General features: G+C 68.2%; 13 protein-coding genes. 10 read left to right on the top strand and 3 right to left on the bottom strand.

The window, feature by feature from the left end:
* Positions 1-391: 391 nt before the first annotated feature.
* A complete protein-coding gene (locus B6R96_RS00065) occupies positions 392-670 on the top strand; it encodes a DUF6959 family protein (RefSeq protein WP_081521102.1) in 279 nt (92 codons plus the stop codon).
* 518 nt (positions 671-1,188) lie between these two features.
* The gene (locus B6R96_RS00060) at positions 1,189-1,368 is read left to right on the top strand and encodes a hypothetical protein (RefSeq protein WP_081521101.1); all 180 of its coding nucleotides are present in this window, start codon (positions 1,189-1,191) and stop codon (positions 1,366-1,368) included.
* Positions 1,369-1,432: 64 nt separating this feature from the next.
* Here B6R96_RS00060 and B6R96_RS00055 read toward each other — a convergent pair whose 3' ends face one another.
* Positions 1,433-1,729, bottom strand: coding sequence for a hypothetical protein (locus tag B6R96_RS00055; protein WP_081521100.1), 297 nt, complete (start codon positions 1,727-1,729; stop codon positions 1,433-1,435).
* 88 nt (positions 1,730-1,817) lie between these two features.
* Positions 1,818-2,033 (bottom strand): three-helix bundle dimerization domain-containing protein, encoded by a 216-nt coding sequence (locus B6R96_RS00050; protein ID WP_081521099.1) that lies wholly within the window; start codon positions 2,031-2,033, stop codon positions 1,818-1,820.
* Positions 2,034-2,353: 320 nt separating this feature from the next.
* Between B6R96_RS00050 and B6R96_RS00045 the strand changes: the two genes are divergently transcribed.
* From B6R96_RS00045 to B6R96_RS00020, 6 genes are all read left to right on the top strand, one after another.
* Positions 2,354-2,560: a YozE family protein gene (locus tag B6R96_RS00045; protein ID WP_081524891.1), complete on the top strand. Its 207-nt coding sequence runs from the start codon at positions 2,354-2,356 to the stop codon at positions 2,558-2,560.
* 579 nt (positions 2,561-3,139) lie between these two features.
* Positions 3,140-3,265 carry a hypothetical protein gene (locus B6R96_RS38895; RefSeq protein WP_272482427.1) on the top strand — a complete coding sequence of 42 codons (126 nt, stop codon included), beginning with the start codon at positions 3,140-3,142 and terminating at the stop codon, positions 3,263-3,265.
* A gap of 147 nt (positions 3,266-3,412) precedes the next feature.
* On the top strand, positions 3,413-3,625 hold the full coding sequence (locus tag B6R96_RS00035) for a hypothetical protein (RefSeq protein WP_159396234.1): 213 nt from the start codon (positions 3,413-3,415) through the stop codon (positions 3,623-3,625).
* 169 nt (positions 3,626-3,794) lie between these two features.
* On the top strand, positions 3,795-5,381 hold the full coding sequence (locus tag B6R96_RS00030; protein WP_081521097.1) for a helix-turn-helix domain-containing protein: 1,587 nt from the start codon (positions 3,795-3,797) through the stop codon (positions 5,379-5,381).
* The gene (locus B6R96_RS00025) at positions 5,381-5,977 is read left to right on the top strand and encodes a hypothetical protein (protein ID WP_081521096.1); all 597 of its coding nucleotides are present in this window, start codon (positions 5,381-5,383) and stop codon (positions 5,975-5,977) included. The genes B6R96_RS00030 and B6R96_RS00025 overlap by 1 nt, the downstream gene beginning before the upstream one ends.
* Positions 5,978-6,131: 154 nt before the next feature.
* Entirely contained in the window at positions 6,132-6,953 is an 822-nt protein-coding gene (locus B6R96_RS00020) for a PIN domain-containing protein (protein WP_081521095.1), read from the top strand.
* Between the two features lie 22 nt (positions 6,954-6,975).
* Here B6R96_RS00020 and B6R96_RS00015 read toward each other — a convergent pair whose 3' ends face one another.
* The gene (locus tag B6R96_RS00015; RefSeq protein ID WP_237291257.1) at positions 6,976-9,102 is read right to left on the bottom strand and encodes a P-loop NTPase fold protein; all 2,127 of its coding nucleotides are present in this window, start codon (positions 9,100-9,102) and stop codon (positions 6,976-6,978) included.
* A gap of 316 nt (positions 9,103-9,418) precedes the next feature.
* Between B6R96_RS00015 and B6R96_RS00010 the strand changes: the two genes are divergently transcribed.
* Together B6R96_RS00010 and B6R96_RS00005 are read left to right on the top strand one after the other, a co-directional pair.
* Positions 9,419-10,753, top strand: a complete 1,335-nt coding sequence (locus B6R96_RS00010; protein ID WP_203351570.1) for a hypothetical protein — start codon at positions 9,419-9,421, stop codon at positions 10,751-10,753.
* A gap of 80 nt (positions 10,754-10,833) precedes the next feature.
* On the top strand, positions 10,834-11,822 hold a 989-nt coding region (locus B6R96_RS00005; RefSeq protein ID WP_107475651.1), incomplete at its 3' end, for a hypothetical protein.

Genomic DNA, 11,822 nt, shown 5'->3' with positions numbered 1-11,822 from the left:
CCGCTCAGGGCCGGCGAGGTTGAGGCTGTGGCCCCTGTCTCCTCGTGGTCATGTGGACCATGAGGAGAAATCGGGGCCGCAGCCTCAAGGGTGTCGATCTCTGCAATGTGCCGGGTGCGGGCGGCCGCCCCGCGGGCGCCGCAGACGGGTCGGGCACCTCGGTCATAGGCGGAGCGTCGGGGGAGAGCACTCTGTGCCGGCACCACCCAGGTCGACAGCATGCAGCTACTTGTGACCCTCCTCGCGGCCGCGCTGCAGGAAGGAAGGTGGCAGGCAGCCCCGCCATCGATCCGGAAGGACCGCGATCGCCGCACGGGGGAGTGACCGGCTGTGACCCCGCTTCCGTGAATTACGGCTGGATGGTGTCCGGCACCTGCTGTTGGATGACCCGATGGAACTCATTGAGGCTGAGCTGTTCACGGATCCGGGCAACGACGCGGTGGTACGCCTGCCCCCACGCCGCTTCCCGGGAGTGCTGATTCAGGGCGACTCGCTGTCGATCATCCGCAGCGACGTTGCCGAAATCGTGGAGGCGTGCGCTCAGGGCGACGTCGACGACGCCCACGAGGCAGCAACCCTCCTCCTGGCCAACGTCGACGAACTTATGGACCGCTACGAGAGCGCGTTGAAGGCTCACGGCATCGAGCGCCCCTACGCACCCCGCACGTAGGAGACAGCCTGCCGGATCGTTCACCGCGGCAGGACACAGCCGGCCTGGGCAACACGGACCGCCGGCCGCATGCCCCGTGCCGGGCGCGCGCTGCGCCCCCGGGGCCAGCGGCCCCACTCGTCCGAGGGGCGCCCTCGGCACGGCCACCCCCCGCAGGGCGGCATGCGCGTACCGGCCGCGGAGTCGGAGATGCGCCCCGCTGCCCGTCCGGCGCGGGGCGAACGTCCAAGAGGGTGCTGCCCGCTCGGCCTTGCGCCCCGCCCAGCCTCGTGGGAGCCGCCCGGGGCGGCCAAGGGGCAGCTGCGCCCGGTCAGCGCTGCTGGACCCACCAGATGATCCAGCCCATGAGGGACGTGCCGAGGGCGGTTGCCGCTCCCCGGACGATGCCGTGTCCGGCGGTCCGGGCCAGGGATCGCGGCGTCCGGCGCCGCCGACGGCGCTGCCGGGTGGTGTCCTGCCGGGTCGACGCCGGCTTCTGCCAGCACCGTTAACAACGCTCGTGATCAATACACCGGGAGATGGTCCGCGACGTCCTGGACATCGCGGTGCGTTCCCCGTGGGGCTGGCCCCAGTGGAACGCCGGTGATCCCGAGGGCGAAGGCGTCCGTGCCGCGTCCGTGGGCCAGCTGTCCGTCGTCTACGTGGTCAACCGGCTCACTCGGAAGCTGTCCGTCCTGGGCATCGTCTGGCTCGGCTGAGGTAGAGCAGCAGCGGTTTCATGGCGGGCGCCCGCCCGCCGGCCCCTGCGGCCTGTCGTGTGGATCAGGAAGTGGTGCTGCGGTGGGCGCGGAGCCGGCGGACACCCTTGACGGCGTAGACGGCGGCCATGAGCGTGAAGCCGACGGCAGCGATCCAGAACCAGGATTCCGCGACCGTGAGACTCAGCAGCAGCCCGCCCATGAGCAGCAGGGTGCCGACGGTCTCCAGCAGTTCGAGACGCGCCTGGGAGCGCAGCGCGAGGTCGGGTCCGCGCAGCCGGCGGACGATGGGGACGAGGCCAAGGGCTTGCAGGACGGCCAGACCGAGAGCGATCCAGACGTACCAGTCGGGTATATCCACAGCGCGCACTGTACTGCTCCGCCGCGACCAAGATCCGAATGGAGTGGGCCCAAGGCGCCTGCGCACCAAGGACGGTCGCGCGGCGGGGTCAGCTGGGGCGTTCAGTGTGGTCGTCGGGCTGCAGCAGGTCTTTGGCTCTGCGTTCCATCAGGACCGGCAGGTAGGTACGCACCCGCGCGTACCTGAGCTCCTCATACGCCGTCTGTACCGAGCGTTGCACCAGCCCCGCGTCCAGTTCAGGGTGCGCCTTCATCAGCCGCTCGGTGACGTGGCGGATGGCAACGGCATCCTCCGATTCCGCCATCCCGCGCCTCACCTTCCTCACAGGGATCGCCAGTCCTCAGTTTCCCGGAACGGCCCGCAGCAGATAAGTCGATCTTCCGCCGCTGTGCGCGGCGGTCGTCGGCGCCCACCGGCTGGAATCTGCCGCGCCCGTACCGGCGGGCAGCGGCGACGGAGTAGTTTCGGCAGTGGCCGGCTGCATGGTGCTGCCCAGGCGGCTGGACGGCCGCAGGTGGTCTTCACCGTGCCCGTCGGCGGCGGGCGCAAGGCGGTCGCCGCACACTCACGGGGCCTCGGATGTGTGGGCGGGGGCTGGTGATCACCGAAAGCAGGGATGGGTCGATGCACGGGTTCACCGCCTGGCTGTTGCAGCATGTGACGGACCACGACGCCCTCGGCGAGCTCGCCAGGAGGGCCGCAGCCGATCCGGACTGGCCCGAGGAACCGGACCGGCTGGAGACGTTCACCGAGCATCTGGAGAGCGGCCATGCCACTCCAGCGGCGCTCCAGGACCTCACGGATGCCTGGGTCCGCTACGCCTCCCGCTGAGCCCTTTCAGCGTGCTCCGCACCTCATGTGGCGGGCTGCTGCCGTCGGGTCCGTTGCCCGGGGGCCGGTGGTCTGAGCGCCGGTGCCGGGGGTTCGCCGGACACCCCCGGGTCCCGGCCGGGGAGGAGGCCGGGATGCGGGGTGTCCGGGTGCCGTACGGATCCGGGCGGCAGCCCGTCGTGCGGGCGGGCCTGCCCCATGACGCCGGGGGGAAGGGGCGTCACAGGGGCGGGGCCTGCTCCGGAAGGCCCACCCCCAAGGTGTGCGCTTCCGACACCAACGCGTGTGACCCGGCCCCTCGCCCTCAAACGCCCGTCCTCTCAGCAGTTCTGAGAGGACGTCACGCCCTGCTCTCTCGGGGATCGCGCGCGGAGCCACCTCATTGCTGTTCAGCGCGCGAAAGCGGGCTGCGGATGCCACTACGCCGTCCCCCACTGGCGCCTCAACATCTTCGTCTCCCTGCTCGCTGCCCGGCTCGGCGACGAGACCACAGCCGTCGCCGCCCAGGACGCAGCCCGCGCGGAGCTCCCCGCGACCCTGCCCCGGTTCGCCACCCACCTGGAAATGCACCGCGGCCTGATGCTTACCCGCTCCGGCGACACCGCCGCCGGCACCGCCCACGCCCGCGCCGCGCTGGACGCCCTCCCACTGGAAAAGCACCCCCTGACCCTCCGCCTCCTCGTGACGGGAGTGGAACAGTCCTAACCCCTCCTGCTCACGCCGTGCCGGTCCGACGGCGTACAGGCGTGACCCCGCCGCGTTGGGCATGGCATGGAGATTGTGGAGCAACTGCCGTTGGGGATACGGACCCCCGTCACGGTGACGTACGTCCGGTGCGCACAGTGCGGAGCGATGGGAGAGCTCGTCCTTGAGGACGAGCGGCTGGACCGGGCGATGTCCCGGGCCGGGGACCACGTCCGCGAGATGCACCCAGGCGTGAACGTCCCCGGGGCGCTCCGGCTCGGGCCTGACGTCGCCTACCCGCCCGCGGACTGTTCCGACGTCGCCGAGTGGGTCACGCAGTACAACGCCCGGAACGGGATGGAGGCCTGGGCCCCGCGATAGCGCCGGAGCCGTGCCGCGTCCGGGCGCAGGGACGCCGAGGTGCTTCGGCGTTCGCCGTCGTACGTCGCCGCCGGCGGTCAGTGACGCCCGAACCATGATCACCCTGCAAGCATCACCTCTTTATGCATGCTGTATGCGAAATCAGTATCTACCATGCTAGAGTTGCATCATGATGGGTGTTGAGGATCTCCTCAGGCTCACGGTTGCAGCGCTGATGACGCGCACCGGTGAGCGCCAGAACGACCTCGCCGACGGCCTCGGCCTGTCCCAAGCGCAGGTCTCACGCAAACAGGCGGGCCGTCAGCACTGGTCGTTGGAGGACGTTGACCGGCTCGCCGAGCACTTCGGTCTGCACTTCCTGGACCTGCTGGCCGGCCCCACGCACGCGGTCGGCGTGCTCCACGGCTCGATCCCCGCCCTGCGCCCCGCGGACGCCGTGGCTCCTGCGGCCATCGCGCAGCCGGCCGCCGCCGCCCTGTTCCCCGCCGAGCCGGCCGCCGCCGCGGCACCGGTGGGGCTGTGTGTGCTGTGCGGGCAGCCGACGGGTGATGAACTCGAAGGGTTCCCGCAGCACCTGAGCGCCGAGGAGTGCGCGGCCGCCGTCGCCGCCGTACCCCCGGCCCCGGGCCCGGCGTCGGCCCCGGCAGCACCCGTACCGGCCCCCGTCCCGCAGCAGCTCCCCGCCGAGCCGCCGGCCCCGAAGCCCGTCACCCCGGAGCCTGCACCCGAGGTCGAGGTCGAGGTCGAGCCCGCGCCGGAGCTGGCCAGGACGGGGCCGGCCGTGGTGCGGGGGCCCCGGGCCTACGCCTCCGGGACGCTCGTCGACGAGATCACGGGCCGGGTGCACGAGGTGCTGGAGGAGTGCACGGGGGACCTGGCCGCCGCCCAGGCCGCGCTCATCAAGTCCGCGATCCCGGACGTGATGGCCTTGTTCAAGGCTTCGCGGGTGGGTGGCCGGTACGAGCACTCGGAGTTCCCGCCGACCGCCGACGTGCTGCGCAAGCGCTCGCAGAAGGGCGCGGACGAGATTTGGGAGGGCCGCCCGAAGTGGCGCAACCCCCATGTTTTCCAGGCGGCCAGGAAGGGCGAGACCTTCGAGGTGACGGCCCTGGACATGAACGCCGCCTACCTGTCGGCGTTCAAGTGCTGGTTGCCGATCGGACAGCTCCGCGAGGACACCAGCGGCGTCCACGACCGGAAGAAGTCCGGGATCCACCTGCTCACTCCGGCCGAGTGGGAGCACACCGACCTGCCCAACCCGCTGGGCAACCGGATGGAGCCGGGGGAGTTGTGGGTCAGCGAATCCACCCTCCGACTGCTCCTCGACTGCGCCCGCGAAGGCCTCACCGACGCCCCGGTAATTCACCGCTCGCTCGTCTCCGGCGGCACAGAAGTCCTGCTGGAAAAACTCCGACGCGCCCTGGCGGAAGTTCGTAAAACCGCTCTTGCCGAGGGCGACGAACTGACCGTCAACTACGTGAAATCCATGTATTCTAAGCTGGTCTCGACCCTGGGCGAGTCCACCGCGAATCGTGATATGCGGCGCCCGGACTGGATGCACATTATGCGAGCGAAAGCATTCGCGAATCTGTGGATGAAGGCCAACAAAATCCACAAGGCGGGACTCCAGGTCGTGGAAATCTCCGGCACGGACGAGCTGCACGTCATCGGCGATTGGCGGACAGTTTTCGCCGAGGGCCGTGACCTGAATCAGGTGAAGGAAAAGCAGACTTACACGCTGGGGGGTAAGCGCTGATGGCAGGATCCGAGAATCTGTGGGCTCGCTGGGGTGACTGGGGTAAGCACGACGCCCGCGGGATGAAGGGCGGTGAGGCCCTGATCCTGGAGCTCAACCGGATCGTCCACTCCTCGGGTATCACCTCGCCCGTCACCTCCCGCCGCGGCCTGGCCGCCCGCCTGCGGTACCTCGACAGCGCGGCCGGCCGCGAGGCCCTGGCCGAACAGGGCATCAGCACCCGCACGCTGCGCTCCTGGACGCGCGGCAAGGCCACGCCGTCCCCGGCGAGCAGGGAGCGGATCGACGCGGCGTACTGGTGGCGCCGGCGGGAGAACCTGATCCGCTCCGGCTGGCTCGTCCGCCACCTCGACAATGATGGCCGCGGCAGCCGCATGGAGATCTACCCCATCGACCAGAGCCACGTCGATTCCAAGTACAGCCGGCCCCTCAGCGACCGGTCCATCACGGTCCGGTACATCTGGCCCGACCTCGTGAGTGCTTGGGCCGCCCGTGACGAGGCGATGGTGGATGAGATCTGGGACGACGTCATCACCGACCTCGACTCCGACTACGCCGCCTACGCCTACGTCTCCTCCGTCGGCATCGGCGCCTGACCCAGGCCGCCATATCCGAGCTGCGCGCCCCGCCTCACAGGCCGGGGGGCGCAGCTATGCGCGGAAACTGTTTGCGGTGCCTTTGGCCAGCGGTGAGTTGCCCGCGTTCGGAAATCCCGTGTCCTGTGATCCGGCACGTTGACATCATTGACGGATGCTTGTCACACCCGTACCCGGCGCGCACCGGGACAACGTGCTGAAGACCCTGCAGTCCGTACACATGGCCGCCGGGAACATCGACGGGCGAGGACCGGAGAACGCGTACGGGAGGCTGCTCACCTACTTGGTGTGGGCGAACGACTCCGTGCGGCTGCTCACCTCCCAGATCAGCGGCCGTGACATCGATCGCCTGGTCCGCACACGGACACACCAGACACTGCTGGACGGGGTCGGCCACCTGGCCGGCAGCAGCCAACAGCGACTGGTGAACGGGCTCGTCAGCCTGGAGATCGAGCAGCGTATCGCCGCCCTCGGCGACGCCATCGACGCCCTCCAGGACCAGATGGCGAGGTGGCCGGGCGGGGTCTCGCTCCTCGTGCCGGACACCAGCTTCTACATCAAGCACCCCACGAAGCTCCTGGACACCGACTTCGCGGCGCTCGCCAATACCACCGGTCCCGTCCGCGTGCTCTTCCCCATGGTCGTCGTGGATGAACTGGACCGGCTGAAGGAAAGCAGGGACAAGCACGTGCGATGGCGCGCCGGCTACACCCTCGCCATCCTCGACAAGCTCCTCGACGACCGCACGGGCGCGCCGCACGAGGTCGAGGTCCTGCTCGACCCGCCCGGGCACACCCGCCTGCCGCTCGCCGACGACGAGATCATCGACCGAGCCCTGGCCGCCCGCGCCATCGCAGCCGGCCCGGCCCAACTCGTCACCTACGACACGGGCCAGGCCATGCGCGCCAAAGCGGCAGACATGCCGGTCCTCAAGCTGCGCACCGACGCGGGAACAGGCGACGAGCCAAACAAGTAGAGGCGCATCTGCCGTGTGGCGTCTAACCCCGGTCTCGGAGTCCAGGAGGCGCGTGCTCGCGGAGTGCTTGCAGGATGTTGGCCTGGTGCTCGTCAGCGGGGCTGATGCTGCTCTGGGCCTGCAGTAGATGCTCCAGGCGTGCGTAGAGGTCGTCGAGACCGAACATTGCGTCGAGGCTGGTCAGGACGCTCTCATCGATTAGAAGCCGCGAGCGTGACCCAGAGGGGAGGAGCTTACCCAGCAGGGGTAGGGCTTCCCATCCGTTGTCGAGGCGTTGGCGTAGCCAGGGACGCAGATTGTCGGGATGCGTGTGGCGCCACATCCAGATCAGGTCGGTCTCGGACTCGGTGAGTTCCTCGGCGGGTCTGGTGGTGGTGGGTGCGAGGTGCTGGGCGATCCGTTCGGCCACGGTGTCGCGGGCTTGGAGAGACCAGTCTTCGGTGGTCTGTACTTCCTCGGAGTCGTTGTCGCCGGGGTTGGTCGCGCGATGCAGGATCCGTGTGGCCAGGACCGCTCCGTCGGGAGTGGAGGCCATCGCGGCCAGTGCAGGAGCCCGCTGATCCTGTGGGAGGTCGGTCAGGAGATCCCGGGCCAGGAATTGCAAGCTCATGTCGCCGCTGACCAGGCCCATCCTTTCCGGTTCGGCGGTCAGCTGCCCGTAGCTGTCCGCAATGGCATTGAGCAGCGCGGCAGTAGGGAGAGAGACTCCCGCACTGCGGCGCTGTTCGATTCGGCGGGTGATGCGGTGGGTGTCGTCACGGAGGCGGAGCAGCAGTTCGGCTGCCTCATCGCCAGGAGCATCGGTAGACAGTTGGGCCAGGGCCTCGTCGAAGGCGGCTTCGGTCAGGTCGTCGTCTGGGACGCCGAAGACCATGTACCGGTCGAAGTAGTCGGGGCTGCCGATCCCGCGGCGCTGGGCGACGGCTTTCGTGTCGTTGCCGTTACCGAGGTCTGTCTGGACTGCCGGGAACAACTGGGCGAGCAGACTCAGTACGCCCTTGACGTGCTGTTCGGCCACACCGGCTTCGCGTAGACGGATGTGCCAGCGCTCGGCTCGTTCCCCGGGCCGCTGTGCGCTGTGTCGCTGGGCCCATTCGAAGCTGGTACCGGTCAGTTCGGCACGGTATCGCTTCAGAAGCCGGTAGACCCCCGGCTCAGTGGTCCGCAGAAAGGTGACGATGAGGAAATCGACGAGGTCCACGTTTCCGACGAGGGAGCCGAGGGAGGCGTCAGCCTGACCGAAGTAGCGTTTGACAGCCCGGGGCGTTTGAAGCCTCTCCTGCAGGTGCCGGAAGTAGGCTTCGGAGAAGCGTTGCTGCTCGCCCGACGCCATGGACAAGCCGTGCGAGTCCAGAAGGGCGTCGAGCGCGCGGTTGCTCATGGCGGCAGCGTCGCGTTCGCGAAACGCGGGTAGGTCGAGCCGCACCTGGATGATCTTCTCCAGGAACTCCCGGGCCCTGGTCTCGCTGTTTCCTACAAGGTCGCTGCGCTGCAGGACGTCCATCAGCGTCTGCTCGTCAAAGCTGATCAGGTAGTAGACGTTCGGAAGGTGGCCTACCAGGCGTACCAGCTTGAAGACCAGGAGCAGCTCGTCGGGGGTGAGGCGGTCCAGGTCGTCCATGATGACCAGGACGGGCTGGTCTGCCTTCCGCAAGGCGTCTTCGGCCTTCCGTTTGGCGGCAGAGGCGCTGGTGTCTCTGCTGATGCGGTCGCTGACGGCTTTGACCAGGCCTTCCGAGTCCAAGCCGGCTAGCGCGGTCAGCTTCCCCAAGGGGCTGATGGCCTGTCCAAAGCGCCCGATGTTCTGCCAGGCTTCCGACCAGCGTTCTTCCTTGGGCAGGGCTGCGCGGATCTCGCTGAACAGCGCAGCGGTCAGCGATTCCAGGTCGGAGTACAGCCATGGATTGAGTTCGGCAACCAGCCAGGCATCGCTGCCGTTCCTGCTCTGCAGGAGACGTATCACCTTGCCCAGGACGGACGATTTGCCGGAACCCCAGGGACCGATCAAGGCCAGAACACCGGTCTCGGTCTGGGCGCGGACACGTCCCAGCAGTTCCACGGCGTGCCCGGCGTACTGTGCACGCCCCAGCAGGTCGGTCCCCTCGTCGTCGAGGAAGGGCTCATCGTTGAAGAAGCGCGCGTCGTTCATCGGCATATGGTGCCCGACCCCACTACCGCCGTGCCCCAGGTTGACGGCGATTAGTTAGGAGCCCGGGTGGACCTGGTTTGCTATTGGCTTGGCTGCTCAAGGCGATGCACTGGTGGGCGAGATCTGGGACGACGTCATCACCGACCTCGACTCCGACTACGCCGCCTACGCCTACGTCTCCTCCGTCCGTATCGCGCCGGACCCCCGCCCGCCGTACCCCAGCTGCGCCCCCGTCCGACAGGGGCGCAGCTGGTGCGTGGGCTGGGATCTCCGAATTCGATGGAGTCGCGGTCAGGCGCTCAGGAAGATGGGGACCATGCCCGTGATGTTGACCGATTTGCCGCTGGACCGGCTGGACGCGCTGATCAAGCATCCCTTTCACCGGGAGACCGGTGAGCGGCTGGTCAGTCTCATCCGCGATTTGCGCCAATGCCATGTCCCTGAGGACTTCGTCGCCTTCCAGGAGCAACTACTCGTCGCCACTCTCGCAGCCAGTGAGGCACGGGCACAGCGGTCCCGGGTGATCAAGCGGCTGAGGAAGGGCGAACGGCTTCCGGCCGACGCTCCCGAACTCGCCGTCGGCGATCAGCATGACATCGAGGACTGGCGCCTGGAGTCAGATGTCCTTGAGCGCGTCGGCCGACAGCTGAGGTCCATCGGCGACGCCATGGCCTGGCGCGCGTTCGCCTACGACCGCCGCTACATCCTCGCGCTGCGCCGCAACGAGTCGCCGGGCCCGATGACCATCAGCAAGGAGGGAACGCGCCACGAGATCCAGTTCGCGCAGGAGCAGTGGAGCGAACACCGCCGTTTCGCGATGCTCCACGACCTCACCGACTGCCTGCGCATCGGCGACGCGACCGTGTTCGATCACCGAGGCGAGGACGGCAAGCGCGAGATCCTGCTGTACGAGCTCAAGACGAACCCGCGGAGGCGGGAAAGCGCGCAGCTCATCCGCACACGTATGGCGGCCGATGCCCTCCACACGAACGGGCCTCTGCCCGGGCACGAGAAGGCCCACCTCTTTGACACCGGCGTTCCGTACAAGGCACACCTCGACGTCCTCCGTGACGCCTTCGCATTCGCTCACCAGGACGGCCTGAAGACGATGCGAGTGCCGGGGCAGCGCGGCCTGGTCGCCATGGACATCGCAGCCGCGGACAAGAGGTGGGACATGCCCAAAGCAACCCGGCAGTTCAAATCGGCCTACGCGGCGTTGCTCCGCCGTACCAGGCTGACCGGACAGCGGGTCTGCTTCAGCAGCGGGGACCAGGCTTCTCGCAACACACTGCTGCCGCCCTGGGGCATCTACCCGCTCCAACCAGCAGAGTGCGCCGGCCTCATCGCCGATGTCCTGGTCTTCACCGTCACAACATCCTCCGACGGTTTCATCGAGGAGGCATGCAAAGCCGGGCTCGACGCGCGCTGGGTCCTGCCGGAAGGCCGCGAGATGGGCCCGGACGAGGCCGTCGTGGAGATCGAGGGGTACGGGCACCGCACCACGATGACCAGATGGGAGATCGAACGGCTGCTCCTGGAGCTGACCGACCTGCCGACCTGGGCAGAAGGCATCAAACAGCTCCTCCGCCGAGGCCCGGCCGGCTGGCAGCCGTGGCCGCACTTCCCCGACGAGCACCTGATATGGGACTGACGCCGATTCCTGCGCCATGCCATCGCTGGTGAGGAAAACCCACAGGCCAGCGCGAGCGCGCCGTGGCTACGCTCCCGGTCATGAGGACTCTCGCCGACTACGGCTGGCTACCAGACCACCAGCTCCACGTAGTGCCCACCCTTGCCCATGTGGACCAGCTGATCGCCGACATTACGCGGATCGTCCACGACTACACCGACCAAGATCCGCTGACCCTCACTGAGGTTGTGCAAGGCGATCGGTCCCAAGTCAAGGTGACCGCCATCGCACCGATACCCGAGGTGATGCCCCGCCTTGTAGCGGATGCCCTCACCCAACTCCGCGCCGCGCTGGAGCACGCCCTGTACGCAGAGGTCGAGCACCTCCTGCAGCGCCCGCTCACCGACCAGGAAGCGCGGACCATCGAGATGCCCGCCTGCCCCGACCAGGCCCGCTTCGAGGAGTGGCTCGCACACGGGCGCCGGCGCAAGCTACCCCCACTTGCCGCCGGTGGTGTGCTCGCCGAGCGCATTCGAACGCTCCAGCCTTTCCAGCGCCGAGACGTCGACGACCATCCACTTCGCCTCTTGGCCGAGCACACCAACCTGGCCAAGCACCGCACTCCCGCCGTGGCGGCCACACGCCTCGGCGCTGTCTACCCCGACCGCCAGCACCCCGATCTCACTGTCGCCCTACCTCTGGAGCGCAACCCCCAGCCCGGATATGGCCTCGCTCTCCAACCCGGAGACATCCTGGCCAGCGGTCCCCGCGGTGCCCGAATCGAGCTGTCGATCCTCCCGCCCGTCTGCTTGCAGCGTCCTCATACCGGGGTGTGGAACATCGCGCTGAAGGAACTCGGCTACCTCGAAGACTGGGTCCGGACCACGGCCATCCCGATCCTCATCACCGGGTCTCGCCAGAACACCCCGATCCCGCCCCAGCTCGACATCACGATCGGACACAGCGACCTTCGGCGCGCGCTCCTGTCGGCAGGCACCATGCCTGCCGTAGAACGGGGCAATCTGAGCATTCAAGCCACAGTGGCACGGCGTAGTCTGCCCGAGATTCTTTCCATGCCGCAGTGGGTGCC

The sequence above is a fragment of the Streptomyces sp. Sge12 genome (genome assembly GCF_002080455.1).
Lineage (GTDB): Bacteria > Actinomycetota > Actinomycetes > Streptomycetales > Streptomycetaceae > Streptomyces.
This window is presented reverse-complemented; position numbering and strand designations above follow the sequence as displayed.